Below are 22,408 nucleotides of genomic sequence, written 5' to 3'. Positions count from 1 at the left end.
CGATCACATGCTCGAAGCGGCGGAACCTGGACAAGGGGCGGCGGTCACCGCGCCAGTCCCCGATGCTAAGAGGCTCGGTTTGGGGCAAGCGCCGGGTTCTGGGTGGGGGTGTCGGTCGGGGCCGGGACGTCCCTCCCGGCGGTCTGCGGCGCGCCGAACCAGGCCACCGCGACCGCGCCCGTGACCGCCAGGACGAAGCCGGTCATCGCCGGCCAGGCGAAGCCGGGGCGTGAGGCGTCCCCCAGCCACCAGACGCCGATCACGCCGGGCAGCACGGTCTCGCCGACCACCAGCGCCGCCGTCGCCCCGTTCACCGAGCCGATCTGCAGCGCGACGGTGTGCAGGTACATGCCGCCGATGCCGGCGACCAGAACGGCGTACAGGGCCGGGTCGGTGAGCAGCGCGGCCAGGGCGAACGGATCGATCCCGTTCAGCACTCGCACGCCCACGCCCAACGCGCCGAAGCCGAGACCGGAGAACAGACCGGCCAGGATCGCGGCCCGGGCGCCGAGCATCCGGACCAGAACTGTGCCGCCCGCCATCAGCAGCAGTGAGATCGTGAGGAGCCACCAGTGGGTGGTGATCGGCGTGTGCCCGCTGCCCTCGGAACCCGCCGCGCTCGCGAGCAGCACCAGCGCCGAGCAGACGACTGCGATCGAGGTCCACTCCGCCCGGGTCAGCCGGATGCCGAGCAGCTTGACGCTCAGGACGGCCGTGATGACGAGGTTGGCGCTGATGACCGTCTGGGAGAGGAACAGCGGCAGCAGGCGGGCGGCGAGCGCGCCGAGTCCGAAGCCGATGAAGTCCAGGACCGTGCCGACGATGAATTCCCAGGTCATCGCGGCCTGGGCAGTGGAGGAGAGACTGGGGCCGCCATGCACGGTGACCTGTCCGGTGGCAGGCCCGGCGGCGGCCGCCTCGCGGCGGGCCGACTTGCGGGAGCCGACCGCCTGGAGGACGGAGCCCGTGCCGTAACAGATCGAGGCCGCAACGGCGGTCAGGAGTCCAATGAGCACCGAGCGCTCCGTTCAGGGAGGTGGTTCCTGGCTGTTCTCCCTGCCAGACGCGGGATCGACCGCTCGCGTTGCGTGGACCGGGTCTGCGTCGAGATGGACGTGAAGAAGTCCGTGGAGACAACGCCACTGCGGCCGAACAGGACCATCGGCGGTACCGCCCTTGAACGCCGGATCCGTTGGATGCGGACTCTCCGAACGGGCATGAGGCCGGTGTTCGCCGTGCTGATGGCCACTGCCACGGCTACGACGAACAGCGCACCCACCCGATAGAGGCAAGCGCGCTGTTCGGACACTGTGCCCCCGGCAGGATTCGAACCTGCGACACCCGCTTTAGGAGAGCGGTGCTCTATCCCCTGAGCTACGAAGGCATGGTTGTGGCCGCCAGTGTAGCGGGTGGTGTGCTCGGTGGACGGGGGTCGGGGGGCGTGGGGATCTTGGAAGGGCGGGAGGGCATCGTTGGGGTGTCGGCTGTGAGGGGGAGCGTGCGTGGCGTACAACCTGTTGACCGTTGATCCCGTCCCGCCTGCCGTCATGGCGAGCGCGCTCGCCGCGGTCCTGGATGTCGCCGTCCGGGACGTCGACGTCGCCCACGCCGACGGGGATCAGGAGGCGCGGGACTGGGAGGCGGCCGTCCTCTGCGCGTACGACGTCCTCCGTGGGGACCTGGCGCGGGCGCTCGACGTCTACGTACAGGATTTCGTCGCCGGTCGGCCGCCCGAGCGGGACGTCGCCGCCACCCTCGCGAAGGCCGCCGGGACCACCGTGCTGTTCCCCGCGGACGAGGCGCCGCCCAGCGCGTACTGGGCCGTGACACCGGACGGCATGGTCACCCGGGCCCGGCTCGAACCGTCCGACGACGAGCCGCCGGTCTTCGCGGTCACCGCGGTCGAGGCGCCCGTCCCGCAGCTGCCCGGGGCGATCGTGGAGCGGTTCGCCGAGATCGTGAGGGAGCGGCGGCCGGAGGACCGGGGCGCCCCCTAAGGCCGCGTCACCTGCACCCGGTAGTCCCCCTTCTCGTCCTTCTCCAGCACCGAGATCCGTATCCCGTTGGCCCGGTCCGTGAAGGTGTCGCCCGGTTGGTACGGGGCGTCCGAGAGTTCGGCGTGGACGTTGGGGAGGCGGGTGCAGCCGGGGCTGTTCTTGGTGCTGTCGGAGACCGAGACCGGGCCCTGGCCCGTGTCCACGTCGGAGCTGACCTTGTAGATGAGGACGCCGGGGCGGCAGACCGCCTGGTCGTTGCCCGCCTGGGTGCGGACCTCCACCGCGTAGCCGGACTCCGCGGTCAGCGGGACGAAGGCCAGCTTCAGGCCGCCCCGCGTGGCCAGGGGCTTCAGGACGTGGTCCGTCGTGCCGGGGCGGGCGGCGCAGCTCACCTGGTCGCTGTCCAGCCAGCCGAGCTTCCACTTGTGCCAGCCGAGCAGGTCGTTGTTGGCGCCCCAGTCCTCGGACATGATGTCCCAGTGCCCGACCGAGCCGCCGCCCTCCATCGTGTAGAGGTCGGGCAGCCCGAAGACGTGGCCGTTCTCGTGGGGCAGGACCCGGTAGCCGGTCTGGGCGTACGAGCCGGAGCCGTCGTCCTGGCGGCTGTAGACGAATGAGGTGTTGGACAGCGGCGCCCCGTCCGCGATGGGGGCGTCGTCGTTCCCCGAGAAGGTCACCGAGAGCACGGTGTCCAGGGCGGAGGGCCCGGCGTTCGGGGTGACCAGGATGTTGACCAGGTCGTACTCGTCGAAGTCCACCCTCGGGTCCGCGGCCGCCACGATGTCCTGCACCAGGTGGCGGTAGCCCGGCTCGTACGGGGAGCCCCGCTCGATTCCGTACTCCTCGAAGGGCAGCGGCATCCGCAGCCACGAGCGGATCGGCGCCTCCGGTATGTAGGTGAGGCGGCCGTACGAGCTCGTCCGGAACCAGTCCGTGGTCTGCGGGAAGAATTCCGCCAGCCGGTCCATGGCCGGCTCGGTGCCCTCCGCGTCCGGGAAGTCGATCATCAGGTTCAGCGCGTGGACGCGGCCGGTGGAGCGCGCGTAGCCGGGCTGCGTCGGCATGCCCTCCGACATCTGTACGCCCATGGCCGACGGGATCCGGCAGGGGCCGAGCCCCGTGGCCAGCGGGGCCGTCGCGGCGGGGCCGGCCGACGCGGGGCTCTGCAGGGGCAGGGTGCTGCTCGCGGTCGCCAGGGCCGCGATGACCAGGGCCGTTGCAGCGCCGAGGGCGACCGGGCGGCGGTGCTTGCGTATCCGGTGGCGGGGCTGCTGCATCGAGGCGCCTTCCGGTCCGCGGCAGCCGGCCGACCCCGGCTGCGCTCTGCCGTCAGCCTCTGCCGGGTGATCGCGGGCCGCTCGCTGGGTGCGCCGTTCGGTTGGTTTTCCGGCGGTGGCGGTGTGCGTGACGCGGGTCACAAAGTCCGGGGAAATAACCGGGGAGGGTTTCCCCGTTTGCACTCGTGTCCCCAGCGAAACGGGGAAGCGGTCCCCGGTTGTTTCTCCGGCCGGAACCGCACAGAGAGAACCGCCAGGGAAGTCAAGAAAGACAAGGAGCACCGCCGTGGCCACCACCGCACCCGCGCAGCCCCGTACGCCGAGGCCGAGGGCCGACGCGCTGCGCAACCGGGAGCGGATCGTGACGGCCGCGCGCGAGATGTTCGTGGAGTTCGGGCCCGACGTGCCCCTGGACGAGGTCGCCCGCCGCGCCGGCGTCGGCAACGCGACGCTCTACCGGAACTTCCCCGACCGGGCCGCCCTCGTCCACGAGGTCGTGCTCGCGGTCACCTCCCGTACCACCGACCGCGCCGAGGAGGCCACCGCCGAAGAAGCGGACCCCTTCGACGCGCTCACCCGCTTCGTCCACGCGGCCGCCGACGAACGCATCGGGGCCCTGTGCCCCATGCTCTCCGGCGGCTTCGACAAGGACCATCCCGAACTGCTCGCCGAGCGCCGGCGCCTCGAAGAGGCCGTCGAAGGGCTCGTCGCGCGCGCCATGTCCGCGGGGCGCCTGCGCACCGACATCGCCGTCGGTGACGTACTGGTCGCCCTCTCCCAGCTCACCCGGCCGCTGCCGGGCATCGCCTGCCCGAACATCGACCGGTTCACCCACCGTCACATCCAGCTGTTCCTGGACGGACTGGAGGCCCCGGCCCGGTCCGTACTCCCCGGAACGGCGGCGACCTTGGAGGACCTGCGGCGCCGCACGTGACGTGATCCGCGCCCGCCTGACCTCCGTGATCCGAGTCCGACCTCTGTGACCTGAGCCCGACCTCCTCCCGTCCGTATACGTGCCCTCGGCCGTGCCCGCGACCAGCGGACCGCACGGTTCGCGATCTCTCGCGCCCTCGCGCGCTCCTAGGTGGCCACTCCCATGCCAAATTCCCTGTCGAAAACACCCGATCTCCGACTTCCCGACCCCAGCCGCTGGAAGGCCCTGGCCTTCATCGCGCTCGCGCAGCTGATGGTGGTGCTCGACGCCACGATCGTGAACATCGCGCTGCCGCACGCGCAGACCGCCCTCGGCATCACCGACGCCAACAAGCAGTGGGTCATCACCGCCTACGCCCTCGCCTTCGGCGGGCTGCTGCTCTTCGGCGGGCGCATCGCCGACCTCTGGGGCCGCAAGCGCACCTTCGTGGTGGGCCTGATCGGCTTCGCGCTGGCCTCCGCGCTCGGTGGCGCGGCGCAGAACCAGGGCATGCTGTTCGGCTCCCGCGCCCTCCAGGGCGTCTTCGGCGCGCTGCTCGCGCCGGCCGCGCTCTCGCTGCTCGCGGTGATGTTCACCGACGCCAAGGAGCGCGCCAAGGCCTTCGGTATCTACGGGGCGATCGCCGGTGGCGGTGGCGCCGTCGGCCTGATCCTCGGCGGTCTCCTGACCCAGACGCTGAACTGGCGCTGGACCTTCTTCGTCAACATCCCCTTCGCGATCGTCGCCGCGGCCGGTGCGTACTTCGTCATCCGCGAGCCCGCCGGCACCCGCAACCGCTCGCCGCTCGACATCCCGGGCGTGGTCCTGTCCGCGCTGGGTCTGGTCTCGCTGGTGTACGGGTTCACCCGCGCCGAGTCCGCGGGCTGGTCGGACGCGCTGACCGTCGGTTCGTTCGTCGCCGCCGGTGTCCTGCTGCTCGCCTTCGTCCTCACCGAGGCCAAGGTCAAGTCGCCGCTGCTCCCGCTGCGCGTCGTGATGGACCGCAACCGCGGTGGCGTCTACCTCTCGCTGGGCCTGGCCGTCATCGCGATGTTCGGCCTGTTCCTCTTCCTCACGTACTACCTCCAGGTCGTGCAGGGCTACTCGCCGATCAAGACCGGCTTCGCCTTCATGCCGATGATCGCGGGCATGATCACCGGCTCCACGCAGATCGGCGCCCGGCTGATGACCCGGGTCCCGGCCCGCAAGCTGATGGGCCCCGGCTTCCTGACCGCCGCGGTCGGCATGCTGCTGCTCACCCAGCTGGACATCAACTCCTCGTACGCGGCCGTCATCCTGCCCGGCCAGCTGCTGCTGGGTCTGGGCATGGGTACGGCGTTCATGCCGGCCATGTCGCTCGCCACGCACGGTGTCGAGCCGCGTGACGCGGGTGTCGCCTCGGCGATGGTCAACACCTCGCAGCAGGTCGGCGGCGCGATCGGTACGGCCCTGCTGAACACGATCGCCGCCTCGGCCGCCACGGCGTACGCCACCTCGCACGCCGCGCTCGGCGCCAAGAACCCGGAGCTGCTGAAGCTCCAGTCGATGGTGCACGGCTTCACCGGTGCCATCTGGTGGGCCGTCGGCATCCTGGTGGTGGCCGCCGCCATCGCGCTGACCTTCGTCAACGCCGGCCGTCCGGCCCCGGCGGGCACCACCGGAGGCTCCGCTTCCGGTGACGCGGAGGGCGTCGAGGACGAGTTCCGGGTCCCGGTCGTCGCCCACTGACCGCCCGCTGACCCGTCGCCGCCTGCGCGGATACGTTTCTGCCCCGGTTCCCTCGTGCGAGAGGACCGGGGCAGAGGTGTGTCGGGGCGGGGGGCTCAGCGCAGCCAGGGGAGGTCGGCGTCCGCGCCCTCCGGCTGGAGTCCGGCCGCCAGGACCTGCATGATCTCGCCGAGCGAGCGCACCTGCTCGGGCGTGAGGCGGTCGAACATCGCCTGGCGGACGGCCTTCACATGGCCGGGGGCCGAGCGGCGCAGCATCGCGTGGCCCTCGTCGGTGAGGACGGCGTTCTGGCCGCGCTTGTCGGAGGGGCAGTCCTCGCGGCGGACCCAGCCGTTCTTCTCCAGCCGGGCGACCGCGTGGGAGAGGCGGGAGCGGGTGATCTTGGCGTTCCTGGCCAGTTCGGTCATCCGCAGCCGGTGCCGGGGCGCCTGGGAGAGCTGGACGAGCAGGCCGTAGTAGATGTGCGGCATGCCGGCATCGGCCTGCAACTGGCGGTCGAGGTGATCCTCCAGAAGCGTGGTGGCGTGCAGATACGCGCGCCAGACGCATTGTTCTTCGTCGGTGAGCCAGAGCGGCGCACCGGTTGATGCCGTGGTCATGTACTCCACTGTACGACCTTTTCTTGAAAGTTGAACTAGATAGAGCTAAGGTCTCTGAAGGTAGGAGCTTGAAGATTAAAGAATCCTTCCTGTCGAAGCCCTCTACAGAAGAATTACCTTGAGTAGCCGCAGTTGGGGAGTGTCATGACCATCACCTCGGAGCGCATGCCCGCCCTCTACCTCTCCCACGGGGCCCCGCCGCTCGCCGACGACCCCGTCTGGCCCGGCGAGCTGGCCGCCTGGTCGGCGGAGCTCCCGCGCCCCACCGCCGTCCTCATGGTGTCCGCGCACTGGGAGGAGGCCCCGCTCGCGCTCGGCGCCACCGAGACGCTTCCGCTGGTGTACGACTTCTGGGGCTTCCCGGAGCACTACTACCAGGTCAGGTACGCGGCCCCGGGTGCCCCGCGGCTCGCCGAGAGCGTCCGCAAACTGCTGCGCGGCGCCGGTACGCCGGTCCAGGACATCCCGGACCGCGGCCTCGACCACGGCGCGTACGTCCCGCTGGTCGAGATGTTCCCGGACGCCGATATTCCGGTGCTCCAGATCTCCCTGCCGACGCTCGACCCGCAGAAGCTGATGGACATCGGGCGCAAGCTGGCGCCGCTGCGCGACGAGGGCGTCCTGATCATCGGCAGCGGCTTCTTCACGCACAACCTGGCCGCCCTGCGCCACACCGGCGGCGGCGTCCCCGGCTGGTCGGCGGAGTTCGACGACTGGGGGAACCGGGCGCTCCAGGCGCAGGACATCGACGCGCTCCTGGACTTCGAGCACAAGTCCCCGGCGGGCCGCCTGGCACACCCGCGCACCGAGCACTTCGCCCCGCTCTTCGTCACCCTCGGCGCCGCCGAGCAGGAGCTCGGCCAGGGGCGCAGCGTGATCGACGGCTTCTGGATGGGGCTTGCGAAGCGCTCGGTGCAGTACGGATAGAGGTTCTCAGAGCACCGGCGGGTTCAGCTCCACCGAGCGCAGCGCCGCCGCCAGGGCCGGTGCGTCGCCCACGTCCAGCGCGGTGTCCGTGAACTTGATGGTGTGGTCGTCGCCGTGCGCAGCCGCCCGCTCGAACAGCTCCCCGGCCGTGAGCGACGCCCCGTACCCGGCCGGGAGGACGGCGGCCTCGGCGGGGGAGTACGCGGCGGTCACCGCCGCGCTCGCCGCCCAGGCCGCCCCCACGCTCGGCACCCACAGCTCGCGCGGCAGCGCCGGCAGCGTCCGCAGGACGGCGTTGGGCGCGGTCGCCGCGTGCACCAGCATCACCGGGTTGCCGTGCCCGTACTCCGTATAGCGGTGGACCGCGGCCCCCACCAGCTCCTCCAGCCCCGCGCGCGCCTCGTCCGCGCCGGTCGCGGCCGCGCCCTGCCACTGCGGGAAGGCCGTGATCTGGGCCAGCCGGGCCCGGATGCCGCCGCTCTGGTCGGGCACCCGGGGTACGGCGGCCAGCGCGTCGCCGGCGGTCCGGACCGGGGCGAGCGGGGTCAGCGGGGGCAGCGGCTGGTGGCGGGCCGCCCAATAGCCGAGCGCGTGCGCCATCTCCGTGACGCGGGGGCCGGTCTCCTCGGTGGTCAGCAGGGTGCGCACGCTGTGGCCGAGCCGGATCACGGGGTGCGTGGAGCCGCCCGCGATGCCCGGGAGCAGCCGGGGCCACCACTCGGCGAGCACGTCGCGCCAGGGGCGGTCGGCGGTCTCCCGCTCGAAGTAGGCCGCCCAGTCGGCGATGCGGCGGGGGTCGCCCAGGGCCTCCTGCCAGTTCGCCGGGGTGACCTCGGCGAAACGGTCCGGCATGTCCTCCAGCTTCGCCCGGTAGTGGTCGAGCCAGCGGTGCACGGTGGCCGCCTGGCCGTTGCGGACCAGGGCCTCCACGGCCATGGGCGCGTGATTGGTCAGCCAGCCCTCGCGCTCGGGGCCGGAGGAGTGCAGACGCTCCAGGGCCTCGTCGAGGGTGCCGGTGGTGTCGGGGGCGGTGCGGTGCGTCGTCTCGTCCATGACAGCGACGCTATGCACCCGGTGCGCGCCCGGTAACGGACTGCGGTCCCAAGGTCCCGGGCATGGGGCCTAGGACTCCGGACCGGGGCCCGCGGGCGCCGGTCCCGGGACGGCGGTCCGGGCAACCGGTGACCCGTAGCCGGCGTCTTCCGGGGTACGGGGGTGACGAGGGACCCCGGAACGCTCTGGGTGCCCGGCCTGACCTGCACGAACGTGCCCGGCAGTGGCATGCGCCCGCACCGGTGGCGGGACAGGGTACTGCATGATCTCGAAATTTAATGCCAGGCATGGGAATTCTGTCCGGATTCCAGTCGTTGTTTCCATCGGATGCAGGGCACCCGAGAGGGTGTCGCGACCTACTCAGCAAGGGAGCACGCATGGCAACCCGTGCCGTCGCCCGTCGTTCGTCCGCCACCGGCGGGACCAACCGGGCGAGCAGTGTTCGCGCCGTGGGCGGAGAGATCGCCGATCGCGACCTGGTCGGCATGTACCTGGACGAGATAGCGCGTACGCCGCTGCTCGACGCCGCCAAGGAAGTCGACCTCTCGCAGGCTGTCGAGGCCGGTGTCTACGCGCACCAGATCCTCGACGGCCAGGTGGAGAGCGACGCGGGCGGCGCCTCGCGCGAGGAGTTGGAGGCGCTGGTCGCCGAGGGCGAGCGCGCCAAGGACGTGTTCATCCGCTCCAACCTCCGTCTCGTCGTCGCCGTCGCCCGCCGCTACCCGCGGGCCGGGCTCCCCCTGCTCGACCTGATCCAGGAGGGCAACGCGGGCCTGGTGCGCGCGGTCGAGAAGTTCGACTACGCCAAGGGCTTCAAGTTCTCCACGTACGCCACGTGGTGGATCCGCCAGGCCATCACCCGTTCCATAGCGGACCAGTCGCGCACGATCCGGCTCCCCGTCCACCTGGTGGAGGAGCTGGGCCGCATCCGCCGGGTGCAGCGCGAGTTCAACCGGGAGAACGGCCGCGACCCGGAGCACGCCGAGATCGCCGCCGAGCTGGGCTCCACGCCGGGGCGCGTCGGCGACGTCCTGGACTGGGCCCGCGACCCGGTCAGCCTCAACATGTCCGTGGACGACGAGGGCGACACGCAGTTCGGTGACCTCCTGGAGGACACCTCCGCCATCTCGCCCGAGCAGTCCGTGCTCACGCTGCTGCGCAGCGAGGAGCTGGAGGAGCTGATCGGCAAGCTCGACAACCGCACCGCGTCGATCATCCGCATGCGGTACGGAATCGAGGACGGCCGCGAGCGCACGCTCACCGAGGTCGGCAAGCAGCACGGCCTCACCCGCGAGCGCATCCGCCAGATCGAGAAGCACGCGCTCCTCGAATTGAAGCGAATGGCTCACGACACGGGCTTTGACGCTGCGGCCTGAGCCCGAGTCCAGTAACCTCCGAATTGGGCCGCTTCACCAGGCCCCCTGAGCTGAGTCCCGGCGCCCACCCCCCCTGGCGCCGGGGCTCATTCTTTTGCGCGCGGCTTCTCTACGCCCCGCCGGACCCCGCGCGGCTGAGCCGGCCGCCCAGCTCCGCCACGTACGCCACCAGCTCCGGCGGCCGGTGCACGGTGAACTCGCAGTCCACCATCGCCAGCCGCACCGCCAGCCACTCCAGCTTGTCCCGCAGCACGGTCCGCAGCCGGGAGCCGCCCTCGCCCTCCGGCTCCAGCGGCCCCATCCGGCCGTGCAGCCGCGAGGCCACGAACTCCGGCGGCGCCGCGAAGCTCACCTCCACCTCGATCTCCGGCTGCCGGCGCGCCATCGAGCTGGACAGGAACTCCGCCGCGTCCCCCTCCGGCAGCTCCCTCGGCGTGAACCGGGCCCCGGTCGCGAACGGCTCGCTGACCCGGTCGACGCGGAAGGTGCGCCATGCCTCGCGCCCCAGGTCGTACGCCACCAGGTACCAGCGCCACCCGGTGCTCACCAGCCGGTACGGCTCGACCTGGCGCCGTGTCTCCGCGCCGTCGCCCGCCCGGTACGCGAAGCGCAGCCGCTCCCGGCCGGTGACCGCCGACGCCATCACGGTCAGGGTCTGCGGGTCGATGGTCGAACCGTCGCCCCGGGCGAGGGGGACCGTCGCGTTCTGGAGGGTGGAGACCCGGTGGCGAAGCCGGGAGGGCAGCACCTGCTCCAGCTTCGCCAGCGCCCGTACGGACGCCTCGTCCACGCCCTCGATGGCGTGGCCGGCTCCGGCTCGCAGGCCCACCGCGATGGCGACCGCCTCCTCGTCGTCCAGGAGCAGCGGCGGCATGGCGGTGCCCGCCACGAGCCGGTAGCCGCCGACCGAACCGCGCGAAGCCTCGACCGGGTAGCCGAGGTCGCGCAGGCGGTCGATGTCGCGGCGGATCGTGCGCGGGCTGACGTCGAGCCGCTCGGCGAGCTCGCTGCCCGGCCACTCGCGCGGCGTCTGGAGCAGTGACAGCAGATTCAGCAGTCGTGCCGGGGTATCGGTCATGTCACCCAGGATGCGCGCCCATTGGGTCACAACCTGGCCTATTGGCTGTTTAAGTTCTTTCCATGACTTCCTCCGCACCACTGCCGTCTCCTGCGGCACCTTCGGACCGACGCCGATGGTTCGCCCTGGCCATCGTGATGACCGCGGCCTTCATGGACCTGGTCGACGTCACGATCGTCAACATCGCCATCCCCAGCATCGAGCGGGACACCGGCGCCTCGTTCAGCTCCATCCAGTGGATCGTCGCCGGATACGCCCTGGCCTTCGCGGCCGGGCTCATCACCGGTGGCCGGCTCGGTGACATCTACGGCCGCAAGCGGCTCTTCCTCGTCGGCATCGGGGGCTTCACCCTCGCCTCCGCGCTCTGCGGATTCGCCGCCAACCCGGAGATGCTGGTCGCCTCCCGCTTCCTGCAGGGCGCCACGGCGGCCCTGATGGTGCCGCAGGTGCTGTCGATTGTGCACGCCACCTTCCCCGCCCACGAGCGCGGCAAGGTCTTCGGCCTCTTCGGCGCGATCGTCGGCCTCGGCGCGGTCTCCGGGCCCCTGCTGGGCGCGCTGCTGACCGAGTGGAACATCGCCGGTCTCGAATGGCGCCCGATCTTCCTGATCAACCTGCCCGTCGGGATCCTCGGCCTGATCCTGGGCAGCAAGTTCATCACCGAGTCGAAGTCGCCCAGGGCGCTGCGCCTCGACCTGGTCGGCGTCGTGCTCGTCACGCTCGGCATGCTGATGCTGATCTACCCGCTGACCCGGGGCCGCGAGCTGGGCTGGCCGCTGTGGGGCCATCTGTCGATGGCCGGGAGCGTTCTCGTCTTCCTCGTGCTCGTGCTGTTCGAGCGCGCCAAGGCCGGGCGGGACGGGTCGCCGCTGATCGAGCTGTCGCTGTTCCGGGTACGGAGCTTCGCCGCCGGGATCGCCGTGCAGCTGACCTTCGGCATCGGGCTCGGCATCTTCTTCCTGGTCTGGACGCTGTACATGCAGATGGGCCTCGGCTGGAGCGCCCTGCGGGCCGGTACGACCGGTGTCCCGTTCTCCGTCTCGGTGTCGGTGGCCGCCGGTCTCTCCGTGCAGAAGCTGGTGCCCCGCTTCGGCCGCAAGGTCCTCCAGACGGGCGCCCTGCTCATGGCGGCCGGGCTGCTGCTCTACATCTGGGAGTCGAACCACTACGGCATGGGCATCACGTCCTGGCAGATGGCGCTGCCCCTGGTCGTCATGGGCGTCGGCATGGGCCTGATCGTGGCGCCGCTGGCCGACGCGGTGCTGTCCGAGGTGCCCAAGGAGCACGCCGGGTCCGCCTCCGGCCTGTTCAACACCGTGCAGCAGATGGGCAACGCGCTGGGCCTCGGACTGGTCTCGGTCGTCTTCTACGGGGCGATCGGCGACCGGCTCACCCCGCAGCAGGTGGGCCCGGCCTTCGCGGACGCCTTCGAGCAGTCGCTGTGGTGGGTGGCCGGTGTGCTGCTGCTGATCTTCGTGGTGATGTTCGCCCTGCCGGCCAGGCCGAAGCAGCACGTCGAGGGCGCGGCGGACGACGGCGAGCCGACCGCGACGGAGACCGCCCAGGAGCCGGTGCTCACGCACTGAGCCGGCGGCGTACGAAGCGGAGTCACGGCGCCCGCGTCCCTCCGGGGGCGCGGGCACCGGCATGCGGCATGCGTTCAGCAGATGCGGGTACGGGCTTCCATCGCGCCGCGCGCCGTCGCCTCGTCGCCGTACACCTCGCACATGTGGCGGCCGTCCGGGGTCGCCGTGTGCTCGACCTCCCACAGGCTCGTCTCGCTGCCGTCGAGCAGCAGGAACGCGTGCTCGTACAGCGTGAAACCGGCGTCCCGGCCCTCCACGCGGCACTGGCGGCCGAAGACCTGCGTGATGTGGTGTGCGAAGGCGGCCCGCAGCAGCCGGGCGGTCTCCTCGCCGGGCCCGTCGCCGTTCTCCGCGCGGCGCAGCACCCGGCGGGCGTGGTCCGCGGAGTTGTCCGGCGCGTACATCCGGGGGAGCGGGGCCGGGGGCGCGGCCAGCAGCGCCGACATGAGCTCCAGGTCGGCCCGGGCCTTCTCGTCGTCGCAGAAGTCGGGGAGGTCCCACAGGCTGCCGGTCAGCCGGGCGGCGGCGATGTGCGCGTCGGCCTCGTCGTCGTACAGCTCGTGCTGCCGGGTGTCGGGATGGCCGTCCCCGCGCGGACCGCTGTGCACCAGCTCCCACAGGGTCAGCGCGGAGCCGTCGCTCAGCAGATACGTGTGGCGGTAGGTCTCGCGGTGCAGGGCGGCGCTGTGGTGGGAGGAGTACAGGGAGCTGCTGTGCGCCAGCGCGGAGCCCAGCCGCTCCACCGTGGAGTCGGGGAGGTCGAACGAATTGAGAGCCCGACGCAGGATTCGCTCGAGGTGCTGCTCGGTCGTCTCGTACGGATCGCTCAAGGTGCTGTCTCCAGGCCGTCGCCGCGTGTGACTTGGTGCGTGCATAACGTAGCCCCTGGGGCTGACATCGGGACCGGGGTTCAGAAAAACGCACGGGGCGCACGGAAGGTTCCGCGCACCCGGCCCGGACTTCCTCACGCGGGCGGGACCGGCCCGTAGAGGTCGCCGTACGAGGGGAAGGTGCCCCCGCCGTCCCTGCCCCGGACGCCCTCCGCCGCCCGGACCGCCTTCACGATGGCCCGGGCCACCGCCTCCGCACCCGCCGCGAGCAGCGGGTTGAGCGCGACCGGGTCCTCCGCGTCCAGGTCCCGCCGGCCGGTGGCGAGCGCGAACACGGTGTCCCCGTCGGTCATCAGGTGCACGGGCCGGATGGCGCGCGCCAGCCCGTCGTGCGCGGTGCCCGCCAGCTTCTGCGCCTGGGCCCGGGTGAGCGCGGCGTCGGTGGCGACGACGGCGAGCGTGGTGTTGAGCGGGGGGCGCGCATCCGTGTCGCGCGCCTGCGCCAGGCGCCGTCGCGCTGCCTCGTGGACCTCGGCCGGCGGGGCGAGCGCCGGCTCCTCGCCGCCGTACTCCCCGAACAGCACCCCGGTACGGGGATCGAGCACCGAGCCCGCCGCGTTGACCACGACGAGCGCGCCGACGGTGAGCCCGGACGGCAGCAGGACGCTCGCGGTGCCCACCCCGCCCTTGAGCTGCCCGGCCACCGCCCCCGTGCCCGCGCCGACGCACCCCTCGGCGACCGCCGCGCCCTCCGCCGCCCGGGCGGCGTCCTCCACGGCCGCCCGGCCCGTCGCCGCGTCCGGCCTGGCCCGCCAGTCGCCGCCCCGGCCCAGGTCGAACACGCAGGCGGCCGGGACCACGGGGACCACCTGGGCCGGATCGGCGCCCACCCGCACCCCGCGCCCCCGCTCCTCCAGCCAGGCCATCACCCCGGACGCGGCGTCGAGCCCGTACGCGCTGCCGCCGGTGAGCACGACCGCGTCGATGCGCTGGACCAGGTTGCGCGGATCCAGCGCGTCCGTCTCCCGCGTCCCCGGCCCGCCGCCCCGCACATCGACGGCGGCGACGACCCCGCCCTCGGGAGCGAGCACCACGGTGGTCCCGGTGAGAGCGCCCTCCCCGGGGACCTGGGCGTGGCCGACCCGCAGGCCGTGAACGTCGGTGAGGGCATCCTGACGGGTCATGGTGGCTCCTTCGGGGCGCGCGTGGGCGGCCAACGTATCGCCGTGGGTCCCGCGACTCGCTCACCCGCTGGCCCCGCAAAACAGGACCAACCTCCCCAGACCGCCCTACCGTGGCACCGTGACCGAGCCACCTGAAGCCGCAGGCGCAGCCGCGCAGCCCGCCCCCGGGGGCCGTACCGGGGCCGTCGACGGGCCGGACGGCGCGCCGGTGCCGGGCGGATCCGGGCGGGCCGGGGGGCTCGTGCCCCGGTCCGTCACCGCGCGGGCGACCGCGGCGGGCGTCATCGTCTCCCTCCTGCTCGTCGTGGCCATCGTGCTCGGCAGCCGGTTCCTGGAGCACTTCGACTCCGCGCTGCTGCCGTACGCCGTGGCCACCGTCTTCCTGGCCTTCGGCGTCGCGTACCGGTACACCGTGTGGGTCTCCGCCCCCGGCGCCAAGCGGCTGTTCAAGAAGGGCTGGGGGAGCCTCTTCTCGATGGACAACTTCCGCCGCGCGCCCACCGCGCTGCCGAAGATGATCGCCACCTACCTCGGCTTCCAGAAGTTCCTCGGCGCCCGCTCGCACGCCCGCTGGGCCGCCCACCAGCTGATCTTCTGGGGCTGCATCCTCGCCTCGCTGATCACCTTCCCGCTGACCTGGGGCTGGTTCACCTTCACCTCGGGCACCGGCTCCGGACCCGGCTACGAGATGCGCATCTGGGGCTTCAAGATCCTCGGGTTCGACTCCCTCGACTTCCTCGGCTGGCTGATGTTCCACGGCCTGGACATCGCCGCCGTCCTCGTCATCCCCGGCGCCTCGTACTTCCTGTGGCGGCGGATGAAGGACCGGGCGGCCATCACCGGCCAGCGCTTCGCCTACGACCTGGTGCCGCTGATCGCGCTCATCGTCATCTCGGTGACGGGGCTGCTGCTCACCTTCTCCTCGATCTTCCTGCACGGCGGCGGCTACGAGTTCCTGGCGATCCTCCACATGGTCGCGGTGGTCTTCACCCTCATCTACATCCCGTTCGGGAAGTTCTTCCACATCGTCCAGCGCCCCGCCGCCGTCGGCATGCAGCTGTTCAAGTACACCGGCCGGCAGGACGAAGAGGTCTTCGCCTGCCGCCGCTGCGAGGAACCCATCGACACCGCCCCGTACGTCGACAACCTCCGCGGCACCATGCGCGACCTCAGCCTCGGTTTCGACGAGTGGGCCGAATACTGCCCGCGCTGCAAGCGGGTGCTGCGAGGCAGCGCCTACCTCTCCCATGTGAAGAAGGGCTTCAAGTGACCGCGGACTCGCGAACGCCCGAACCGCATGCGGTCGTGCCCATCGATCCCTCCCTCGCACCGCCGGGCACCCGCGCCTTCCGCGACGCGGGCGGCATCCCCGCCGACCGGTGGCACGCCGACCAGAACGGCGAGACCCTCGTCCCCACCCACTGCTGCTTCTGCGGCGTCCAGTGCGGCATGTATCTGCGCGTCGACCGCGGCGGCAAGGTCTTCGGCGTCGAACCCCGCAACCACGACATCAACCGCATGCGCCTGTGCCCGAAGGGCATCAACGCCTACCAGCAGATCAACCACCCCGACCGCCTCACCGCCCCCCTGATGCGCCGTTCCCGCGACGAGGACTTCCGGGAAGTCTCCTGGGACGAGGCGCTCGACTTCACCGTCGCCGAGATCCGGCGCATCCAGGAGACGTACGGGCACGACGCCTTCGGGCTGCTAGGCGGAGCGAGCCTGTTCTCCGAGAAGACCTATCTGGTCGGCAAGTTCGCCCGGGTCGCCCTCAGGACCCGGCACGTCGACTACAACGGCCGGCTCTGCATGGTCAGCGCGGCCGGCGCCAACAAGCTCGCCTTCAACATCGACCGGGCCGGCAACCCCTTCTCCGACATCCTCCTCACCGACTGCCTGCTCATCGCCGGCTCCAACGTCGGCGAGTGCTTCCCCGTCATGACCCAGTACGTGTGGGGCGCCCGGGACCGCGGCGCCAGCCTCATCGTGATCGACCCCCGCGAGACGGCCATCGCCCGGACCGCCGACATCCACGTCGCCCTGAAGCCCGGCACCGACTCGGCGTTCTTCAACTCCGTGCTGAACGTCGTCATCGAGGAGGGCCTCACCGACGAGGCGTACCTCGCCGCCCACGCCACCGGCTGGGAGGAGGTCAAGGCCAAGGTCGCCGAGTACCCGCCGTCCCGCGCCGCCGAGATCTGCGGCATCCCCGCCGAGCAGATCGTCCAGGTCGCCCGCACCTTCGCCCGCGCCCCCAAGGCCATGGCCTGGCACGCCCGGGGCATCGAGCACCACTCGCAGGGCGTCGAGAACTGCCTCACCGTGATCAACCTCTGCACCGCCACCGGCCACATCGGCAAGCCCGGCGCCGGCTACGGCACCATCACCGGCCAGGGCAACGGGCAGGGCGGCCGCGAGCACGGCCAGAAGTCCGACCTCCTTCCCGGCGGACGCTCCATCAACAACGCGGAGCACCGCCGGCAGATCTGCGAGGTCTGGGGCATCGAGGAGTCCGAACTCCCCCCCGCCGGAACCTCGATGATGGAAATGGTCTGGCAGATGCAGCGCCGCGAGATCCGCGGCCTGATCGGCATCTGCAACAACCCCTTCGTCTCCCTGCCCAACTACAAGGTGGTCAAGGAGGGGTACGACGCCACAGAGTTCCACGCCCAATTCGACTTCTTCCTCTCCGAGACCGCCGCCAACGCGCACGTCGTCTTCCCCGTCACCACCTGGGCCGAGGACGACGGCGTCATGGCCAACGCCGAGGCCCGGGTGGTCAAGCACAACAAGGCCCAGGACCCGCCCCCGGGAGTCCGGACGGACACCTGGGTCATGTGTGAACTCGCCCGCCGGCTCGGCGCCGGTGACAAGTTCGCCTTCGACAACTCCCGCCAGGTCTTCGACGAGCTGCGGATCGCCTCCGCCGGCACCGTCAACGACTACTACGGCATCACCTACGAACGGCTGGAGGAGACCGGCGGGATCGCCTGGCCCTGCCCGTCCACCGACCACCCCGGAACCCCCCGGCTCTTCGAGGACGGCAGGACCTACCACCCCGACGGCAAGATCCACCTCCAGGTGGTCGAGTGGCACCCGCCGATGGACCCGTACGACGACGAGCACCCCATGACGCTCACCACCGGACGTACCGTCGCCCACTTCCTGTCCGGCAACCAGACCCGCAGGCTCGGCGGCCTGGTCGAGCAGACCCCCCGCCCCTGGGCCGAGGTCCACCCCTCCCACGGCTTCCGCAACGGTGAACCGGTCCGCGTCGTCACCCGGCGCGGCAGCGAGGTCTTCCCCGCCCTGGTCACCGAGGCGATCCGCCCCGACACCGTCTTCATCCCGTACCACTGGCCGGTCCCCACCGCCGCCAACGCGCTCACCATCGACGCCCTCGACCCCCGCTCCAAGATCCCCGAGTACAAGGTGTGCGCCTGCCGCATCGAGCACGCCGAGCGGATCGACGAGGTGCCCGCGCCCCCGGTCGCCCCCGGCCACGTCGCCTACCCGGAGGCCCAGGTCTCCCGCACCGACCCACTGCCGCCCACGTCCTCCCAGGGCCGCGGCACCTCGGAGAGGAGCTGATGCCCGCATGATGGGCCGAACGATCTTCATCGACCCGGGCCGCTGCATCGGCTGCCAGGCGTGCGTCTCCGCCTGCCGGGAATGCGACTCGCACCGCGGCAAGTCGATGATCCACCTCGACTACACCGACGAGGGCCAGTCCGTCGCCTCCCTTCCCACCGTCTGCATGCACTGCGAGGACCCCGTCGCCCCGTGCGCCGAGGTGTGCCCCGCCGACGCGATCCTGGTGACCGCCGACGGCGTGGTGCAGCAGGCCGACACCACCCGCTGCATCGGCTGCGCCAACTGCGTCAACGCCTGCCCCTTCGGCGTACCGAAGATCGACCTCCAGGCGAAGCTGCAGATGAAGTGCAACCTCTGCTACGACCGCACCGCCTACGGCCTCGCCCCCATGTGCGCCACCGTCTGCCCGACCGGAGCGCTCTTCTACGGCACCGCCGAGGAACTCCAGGCCGAACGCCCCGGCGTCCAGGTCGCCGACTCCTTCGTCTTCGGCGAGAGCGAGGTCCGCACCGGCGTCGCGATGGTCGTGCCCGCCGACCGGGTCCAGTGGCCGGTCCCCGGCGGCCTGCCCGTCGTGGAGATCAACGGGAAGGACGTCAGACGGTGACCGAGACCGACTACCCGCCCCCCGGCGACCCGAAGCAGCCCCCGCCCCGCGACCCCGGCAGCACGCCGCCCGGCGCCCCCGGACAGCCGGCCTCCGGCGACCCGCGCGAGGCCCTGCACGACCGGATCGCCGCCGACGCCCTCACCACCCGGCGCGACTACCTGCGCATCGTCGCCACCGTGTCCGGCGGGCTCGCCATCGGCGGTCTCGGCGTCGCCGGCGGCATCCTGCCCCGCCACGGCGACCCCGACGACGGCAAGGCCCCGGCCCCCAAGAAGATCGCCGCCCAGCTCCTCCCCGGCGAGTCCATCGCCTTCGACTACCCCGACGAGGAGGACCGCGCGGTCGCCGTCCGGCTCAACGACGGCACGCTCGTCGGCTACTCCGCCATCTGCACCCACCTCGCCTGCGGGGTGCTCTGGCGCAAGGACCGGGGCACCGAGGGCGAGCTGTACTGCCCCTGCCACGAAGGTGTCTTCGACGCCCGCAGCGGCGAGGTCACCGCCGGACCGCCGCCCCGGGGGCTCCCCAAGGTCGTGCTCACCGAGGAGACCGACGGCAGCATCTGGGCCGTCGGCACCACCCGCTCCGGCGAGAGCATCGAGCACGGGCTGTGCCGCCAGTTCGGCGAGGAGCGCCCGGACCTGGCCTCCCGCCTCGGCTGCCCCGGCGTCCGCGACGGCGCCGAGGCACCCGCCGCCCCCGGCGGAACCGCCCGCACGGTGGCCCCCGGCCCCGTCGCCCCCGGCCCGTCCCGTACGCGTACCGGAGCCGGCGCGTCCGACACCCCCGGGAGCCCGTCATGAGCGACGACCACCGGCCCCCCGGCGCCCCGGGCCCGCAGCCCGCCCCCGACCCGCAGACCCCCGGCCCCCCGCAGCACCCCGGACCGCACTATCCCGAGTACCACCCCGGCAGCGCGCGGGCCGAACTCAACCGGCCCGTCCACGAGCGCTACCCGCAGATCCGGCCCACCAGCGGCTACGGGGACCCCCGCGTCCGCCACACCGGGCCCGGGCCCGGCGCCGGCACCGACCAGGAGCCCGAGCGGTCCTCCAAGCTCACCGCCCGCCTCGTGCTGTGCATGTCCGTCGTCATCGGGCAGCTGTGGGGCCTGACGGTCATCGTGGACGAGTGGATGGAGGGCAACTCCGGCACCGCGTGGTGGGGCGCCGGCTTCCTCTGCCTGTCGTTCCTCGTCGTCCTCGGGCTCTGGCTGCTCGACCCCAAGGACCGCTGACCGGCCGGCCGGGGCCGGGCGGCCGTACCCTGGAGGCATGAGTACCGCCCCCGCCCCCGGACCGCGCGATGCGGAGCCCACCACGCCGGACCGCCCCAGGCCGGCGCTGATCTTCGACGATCCGCTGGACCAGCAGTCCGCGGACGATACGGACCAGGGGTGGGGCGAGCGGGCCCCGTCCGGCGGCAGCGCCGCGGACCTGGCACGCTTCCTCGACGAGAAGCCCCCGCACCACATCTGACGCCGGGACCCCTCCGGGGCGGTGACCCACCTCCGTACGGCCCGGGCCGCACGCCTCAGCACAGGACCACCGCGAATCCGCCGGAGATCCCCGCCCCCGCCAGACCGGCCGCCGTCGCCCTGGGCACCGCCAGCACGATCAGCGCCCCCTCGCCCGACGGGCCCCCGCCGTCCGCCGACGGCACCCGTTCCACGCGCGCACCCCGCGCCACCACCCGGGCCTCCGCCGCCCCGGGACTTCCCGACGCGACCACGTCCACCCGGTCGCCCGGCCGCAGCAGCCGCACGGTCTCCGCGTCCGCGATCCGTACCGGCGCCGACACCAGGCGTACCGGAGGCGAAGCCCGCTCCCGGGACACCGCCCGCGCCGTATCACCGGCCTGCCCGCCCGCACCGCCCCCGGCCAGTCCGGAGACGGCCAGCGCGGCCGCCGTCAGCGCCAGGCCCGCCGCCATCGACCGGCGCTGCCGCCACATCGCACGGCGCAGCCGCTGCCCGGCACCCACCCGCACCCGCAACGGCGGGAACGAGGGCACCCCGCACGGCGGGGGAGCGGGCAACGGTCCCGGTGGCCCACCCGCGTACGGGGCGGGCGAAGGGGCCTGGGGGAAGGAGGGGGAACCGGACGAGCGCATCGCGAACACCGCCTGCGTCAGGGGCCGATGGGGCAGGCCCGGCCACCGGAACCCCGAGGTCCCGGCCGCCGGACAACCCCCACGATGCCCCGGCCGCCCGATTCCCGCCGGAGCCTGTGGACCGTCCACCACATGTGGACAACTCCGTCACCCGCAGGCGGGACGCAGGCAGGCGGGAACAGGCCCCAGCGGCGACAACAGGCCCTACGGCAACTCGATCCCCGTATCCATCCCGTCCAGCGCGTGCCCGCACGCGCACCCGCGGCCCTCCGTCGCCGGCAGCGCCGCCACCGCGTCGAAGAGGACCGAGCGCAGCCGGTCCACATTGGCGGCGAACACCTTCAGCACCTCCTCGTGGGAGACGCCCTCGCCGGCCTCCGCGCCCGCGTCCAGGTCCGTGACCAGGGTCATCGTGGTGTAGCAGAGGCCCAGTTCGCGGGCGAGCACGGCCTCCGGGTGCCCGGTCATACCGACGACGGACCAGCCCATCGCCGCGTGCCAGCGCGATTCGGCGCGGGTCGAGAAGCGCGGGCCCTCGACCACCACCAGCGTGCCGCCGTCCACCGCCTCCCAGTCCCGGCCCCGCGCGGCGGCCAGCGCCACCTTGCGGCCCTCGGGGCAGTACGGGTCGGCGAAGCCCAGGTGCACCACGTTCGGCTGGACCCCGTCGGCCCGGGTCTCACCGTCGTAATAGGTCTGCACCCGGGTCTTCGTCCGGTCCACCAGTTGGTCCGGCACGATCAGGGTGCCCGGTCCGTACTCCGGGCGCAGGCCGCCCACCGCGCACGGGCCCAGCACCTGGCGCACGCCGACCGAGCGCAGCGCCCACAGGTTGGCGCGGTAGTTGATGCGGTGCGGGGGCACGTGGTGGCCCCGGCCGTGCCGGGGGAGGAACGCGACCCGGCGGCCGCCGGTCTCGCCGATGAAGACGGAGTCGCTGGGGTCTCCGTAAGGGGTTTCCACGCGGACCTCGGTGACGTCCTCCAGGAAGGAGTACAGCCCCGAGCCGCCGATCACGCCGATCTCTGCGTTCGCCATGCGGTCACCCTAGGCCGTGTCCGGAAATCCCCGTCCGGCGGGCGCGGGCGCGCGAGGACCCCGCCGGGCAGCCCGGCGGGGTCTTCGGGAAAGCTGGGGAGCCGGTCGCTCAGGCGGCCGACGAACCGCTCGTCGTGGAGGACGACGAGGCGGACGGCGTGGACGCCGGGGCGGCCGAGGACTTCGAGTCCGTGGACGCCGAAGACGTGGAGGAGGACGATCCGGAACCGGAGGTCTTCGAGGCGGAGGACGCCGGCGTGCTGCTCGACGAGGAGCCGCGGCTGTCGTTCCGGTAGAAGCCGGAACCCTTGAAGACGATGCCGACCGCCGAGAACACCTTCTTCAGGCGTCCGTCGCAGTTCGGGCACACCGTCAGGGCGTCATCGGTGAACTTCTGCACCGCTTCGAGGCCCTCGCCACACTCGGTGCACTGGTACTGGTAGGTCGGCACTTTGTTCCTCCTGGCACTCTGACTCGATGAGTGCTAACGACGCTCCATAGTGACG

22 protein-coding genes and 1 tRNA gene are annotated in these 22,408 nt (G+C 72.1%); 12 read left to right on the top strand and 11 right to left on the bottom strand.

Annotation, left to right across the window (positions count from 1 at the left end; genetic code table 11):
- Positions 1-65: 65 nt before the first annotated feature.
- Both OHS17_RS13980 and OHS17_RS13975 read right to left on the bottom strand, forming a co-directional pair.
- The gene (locus tag OHS17_RS13980) at positions 66-1,016 is read right to left on the bottom strand and encodes a hypothetical protein (RefSeq protein ID WP_330312446.1); all 951 of its coding nucleotides are present in this window, start codon (positions 1,014-1,016) and stop codon (positions 66-68) included.
- A gap of 295 nt (positions 1,017-1,311) precedes the next feature.
- Positions 1,312-1,384 (bottom strand) — tRNA-Arg (locus tag OHS17_RS13975).
- 118 nt (positions 1,385-1,502) lie between these two features.
- On the opposite strand from OHS17_RS13975, the gene OHS17_RS13970 reads away from it, so the two are divergent.
- On the top strand, positions 1,503-1,997 hold the full coding sequence (locus OHS17_RS13970) for a hypothetical protein (RefSeq protein WP_330312445.1): 495 nt from the start codon (positions 1,503-1,505) through the stop codon (positions 1,995-1,997).
- Here the strand turns inward: OHS17_RS13970 and OHS17_RS13965 are convergent.
- Positions 1,994-3,274, bottom strand: a complete 1,281-nt coding sequence (locus tag OHS17_RS13965; RefSeq protein ID WP_330312444.1) for a M6 family metalloprotease domain-containing protein — start codon at positions 3,272-3,274, stop codon at positions 1,994-1,996. The genes OHS17_RS13970 and OHS17_RS13965 overlap by 4 nt on opposite strands.
- A gap of 286 nt (positions 3,275-3,560) precedes the next feature.
- Here OHS17_RS13965 and OHS17_RS13960 point away from each other — a divergent pair, with 286 nt between their 5' ends.
- Positions 3,561-4,208 carry a TetR/AcrR family transcriptional regulator gene (locus tag OHS17_RS13960; protein ID WP_161212698.1) on the top strand — a complete coding sequence of 216 codons (648 nt, stop codon included), beginning with the start codon at positions 3,561-3,563 and terminating at the stop codon, positions 4,206-4,208.
- Between the two features lie 162 nt (positions 4,209-4,370).
- Positions 4,371-5,915 (top strand): MFS transporter, encoded by a 1,545-nt coding sequence (locus OHS17_RS13955; RefSeq protein WP_330312443.1) that lies wholly within the window; start codon positions 4,371-4,373, stop codon positions 5,913-5,915.
- A 95-nt stretch (positions 5,916-6,010) separates the two neighbouring features.
- Here the strand turns inward: OHS17_RS13955 and OHS17_RS13950 are convergent, their stop codons facing one another.
- A complete protein-coding gene (locus OHS17_RS13950) occupies positions 6,011-6,523 on the bottom strand; it encodes a MarR family winged helix-turn-helix transcriptional regulator (RefSeq protein WP_018104253.1) in 513 nt (170 codons plus the stop codon).
- A gap of 135 nt (positions 6,524-6,658) precedes the next feature.
- Between OHS17_RS13950 and OHS17_RS13945 the strand changes: the two genes are divergently transcribed.
- On the top strand, positions 6,659-7,441 hold the full coding sequence (locus tag OHS17_RS13945) for a dioxygenase family protein (protein WP_330312442.1): 783 nt from the start codon (positions 6,659-6,661) through the stop codon (positions 7,439-7,441).
- Positions 7,442-7,447: 6 nt separating this feature from the next.
- Here the strand turns inward: OHS17_RS13945 and OHS17_RS13940 are convergent, their stop codons facing one another.
- Positions 7,448-8,494 carry a questin oxidase family protein gene (locus tag OHS17_RS13940; RefSeq protein WP_330312441.1) on the bottom strand — a complete coding sequence of 349 codons (1,047 nt, stop codon included), beginning with the start codon at positions 8,492-8,494 and terminating at the stop codon, positions 7,448-7,450.
- 377 nt (positions 8,495-8,871) lie between these two features.
- Here OHS17_RS13940 and OHS17_RS13935 point away from each other — a divergent pair, with 377 nt between their 5' ends.
- Entirely contained in the window at positions 8,872-9,870 is a 999-nt protein-coding gene (locus OHS17_RS13935; protein ID WP_026171668.1) for a sigma-70 family RNA polymerase sigma factor, read from the top strand.
- Between the two features lie 109 nt (positions 9,871-9,979).
- Here the strand turns inward: OHS17_RS13935 and OHS17_RS13930 are convergent, their stop codons facing one another.
- Complete coding sequence (locus OHS17_RS13930) at positions 9,980-10,948, bottom strand: helix-turn-helix transcriptional regulator (RefSeq protein ID WP_330312440.1); 969 nt, start codon at positions 10,946-10,948, stop codon at positions 9,980-9,982.
- Positions 10,949-11,010: 62 nt separating this feature from the next.
- On the opposite strand from OHS17_RS13930, the gene OHS17_RS13925 reads away from it, so the two are divergent.
- Positions 11,011-12,534: an MFS transporter gene (locus OHS17_RS13925; RefSeq protein WP_330312439.1), complete on the top strand. Its 1,524-nt coding sequence runs from the start codon at positions 11,011-11,013 to the stop codon at positions 12,532-12,534.
- A gap of 74 nt (positions 12,535-12,608) precedes the next feature.
- Here OHS17_RS13925 and OHS17_RS13920 read toward each other — a convergent pair whose 3' ends face one another.
- Both OHS17_RS13920 and OHS17_RS13915 read right to left on the bottom strand, forming a co-directional pair.
- Entirely contained in the window at positions 12,609-13,364 is a 756-nt protein-coding gene (locus OHS17_RS13920; RefSeq protein WP_330312438.1) for a DUF6227 family protein, read from the bottom strand.
- Between the two features lie 134 nt (positions 13,365-13,498).
- Positions 13,499-14,548: a P1 family peptidase gene (locus tag OHS17_RS13915; protein ID WP_330312437.1), complete on the bottom strand. Its 1,050-nt coding sequence runs from the start codon at positions 14,546-14,548 to the stop codon at positions 13,499-13,501.
- Positions 14,549-14,666: 118 nt separating this feature from the next.
- Here OHS17_RS13915 and OHS17_RS13910 point away from each other — a divergent pair, with 118 nt between their 5' ends.
- From OHS17_RS13910 to OHS17_RS13885, 6 genes are read left to right on the top strand one after another with little or no spacing between them, the layout of a single operon-like run.
- A complete protein-coding gene (locus tag OHS17_RS13910; protein WP_330312436.1) occupies positions 14,667-15,818 on the top strand; it encodes an MFS transporter in 1,152 nt (383 codons plus the stop codon).
- On the top strand, positions 15,815-18,139 hold the full coding sequence (locus OHS17_RS13905; protein ID WP_330312435.1) for a molybdopterin oxidoreductase family protein: 2,325 nt from the start codon (positions 15,815-15,817) through the stop codon (positions 18,137-18,139). Before OHS17_RS13910 ends, OHS17_RS13905 begins: the two co-directional genes overlap by 4 nt.
- Before the next feature lie 7 nt (positions 18,140-18,146).
- Positions 18,147-18,749 (top strand): 4Fe-4S dicluster domain-containing protein, encoded by a 603-nt coding sequence (locus tag OHS17_RS13900; protein ID WP_018104243.1) that lies wholly within the window; start codon positions 18,147-18,149, stop codon positions 18,747-18,749.
- Positions 18,746-19,555 carry a QcrA and Rieske domain-containing protein gene (locus tag OHS17_RS13895; protein ID WP_330312434.1) on the top strand — a complete coding sequence of 270 codons (810 nt, stop codon included), beginning with the start codon at positions 18,746-18,748 and terminating at the stop codon, positions 19,553-19,555. Before OHS17_RS13900 ends, OHS17_RS13895 begins: the two co-directional genes overlap by 4 nt.
- Entirely contained in the window at positions 19,552-19,989 is a 438-nt protein-coding gene (locus OHS17_RS13890) for a hypothetical protein (RefSeq protein ID WP_330312433.1), read from the top strand. Before OHS17_RS13895 ends, OHS17_RS13890 begins: the two co-directional genes overlap by 4 nt.
- A 37-nt stretch (positions 19,990-20,026) precedes the next feature.
- Positions 20,027-20,230 carry a hypothetical protein gene (locus OHS17_RS13885; protein ID WP_073864958.1) on the top strand — a complete coding sequence of 68 codons (204 nt, stop codon included), beginning with the start codon at positions 20,027-20,029 and terminating at the stop codon, positions 20,228-20,230.
- A gap of 55 nt (positions 20,231-20,285) precedes the next feature.
- Here the strand turns inward: OHS17_RS13885 and OHS17_RS13880 are convergent, their stop codons facing one another.
- From OHS17_RS13880 to OHS17_RS13870, 3 genes are all read right to left on the bottom strand, one after another.
- Complete coding sequence (locus OHS17_RS13880; RefSeq protein ID WP_330315250.1) at positions 20,286-20,741, bottom strand: hypothetical protein; 456 nt, start codon at positions 20,739-20,741, stop codon at positions 20,286-20,288.
- A gap of 327 nt (positions 20,742-21,068) precedes the next feature.
- The gene (locus OHS17_RS13875) at positions 21,069-21,902 is read right to left on the bottom strand and encodes an S-methyl-5'-thioadenosine phosphorylase (RefSeq protein WP_330312432.1); all 834 of its coding nucleotides are present in this window, start codon (positions 21,900-21,902) and stop codon (positions 21,069-21,071) included.
- 109 nt (positions 21,903-22,011) lie between these two features.
- Complete coding sequence (locus OHS17_RS13870; RefSeq protein ID WP_330312431.1) at positions 22,012-22,353, bottom strand: FmdB family zinc ribbon protein; 342 nt, start codon at positions 22,351-22,353, stop codon at positions 22,012-22,014.
- Positions 22,354-22,408 lie beyond the last annotated feature (55 nt).

It is taken from the genome of Streptomyces sp. NBC_00523 (assembly GCF_036346615.1).
In the GTDB taxonomy this organism is placed as follows: Bacteria; Actinomycetota; Actinomycetes; order Streptomycetales; family Streptomycetaceae; genus Streptomyces.
This window is presented reverse-complemented; position numbering and strand designations above follow the sequence as displayed.

What these genes read in the sequence shown, in the direction of transcription:
- OHS17_RS13965 (WP_330312444.1), bottom strand. Translation starts at nt 3,274, where the DNA reads ATGCAGCAGCCCCGCCACCGGATACGCAAGCACCGCCGCCCGGTCGCC.
- OHS17_RS13955 (WP_330312443.1), top strand. Translation starts at nt 4,371, where the DNA reads ATGCCAAATTCCCTGTCGAAAACACCCGATCTCCGACTTCCCGACCCC.
- OHS17_RS13945 (WP_330312442.1), top strand. Translation starts at nt 6,659, where the DNA reads ATGACCATCACCTCGGAGCGCATGCCCGCCCTCTACCTCTCCCACGGG.
- OHS17_RS13940 (WP_330312441.1), bottom strand. Translation starts at nt 8,494, where the DNA reads ATGGACGAGACGACGCACCGCACCGCCCCCGACACCACCGGCACCCTC.
- OHS17_RS13935 (WP_026171668.1), top strand. Translation starts at nt 8,872, where the DNA reads ATGGCAACCCGTGCCGTCGCCCGTCGTTCGTCCGCCACCGGCGGGACC.
- OHS17_RS13930 (WP_330312440.1), bottom strand. Translation starts at nt 10,948, where the DNA reads ATGACCGATACCCCGGCACGACTGCTGAATCTGCTGTCACTGCTCCAG.
- OHS17_RS13925 (WP_330312439.1), top strand. Translation starts at nt 11,011, where the DNA reads ATGACTTCCTCCGCACCACTGCCGTCTCCTGCGGCACCTTCGGACCGA.
- OHS17_RS13915 (WP_330312437.1), bottom strand. Translation starts at nt 14,548, where the DNA reads ATGACCCGTCAGGATGCCCTCACCGACGTTCACGGCCTGCGGGTCGGC.
- OHS17_RS13900 (WP_018104243.1), top strand. Translation starts at nt 18,147, where the DNA reads ATGATGGGCCGAACGATCTTCATCGACCCGGGCCGCTGCATCGGCTGC.
- OHS17_RS13890 (WP_330312433.1), top strand. Translation starts at nt 19,552, where the DNA reads ATGAGCGACGACCACCGGCCCCCCGGCGCCCCGGGCCCGCAGCCCGCC.
- OHS17_RS13885 (WP_073864958.1), top strand. Translation starts at nt 20,027, where the DNA reads ATGAGTACCGCCCCCGCCCCCGGACCGCGCGATGCGGAGCCCACCACG.
- OHS17_RS13875 (WP_330312432.1), bottom strand. Translation starts at nt 21,902, where the DNA reads ATGGCGAACGCAGAGATCGGCGTGATCGGCGGCTCGGGGCTGTACTCC.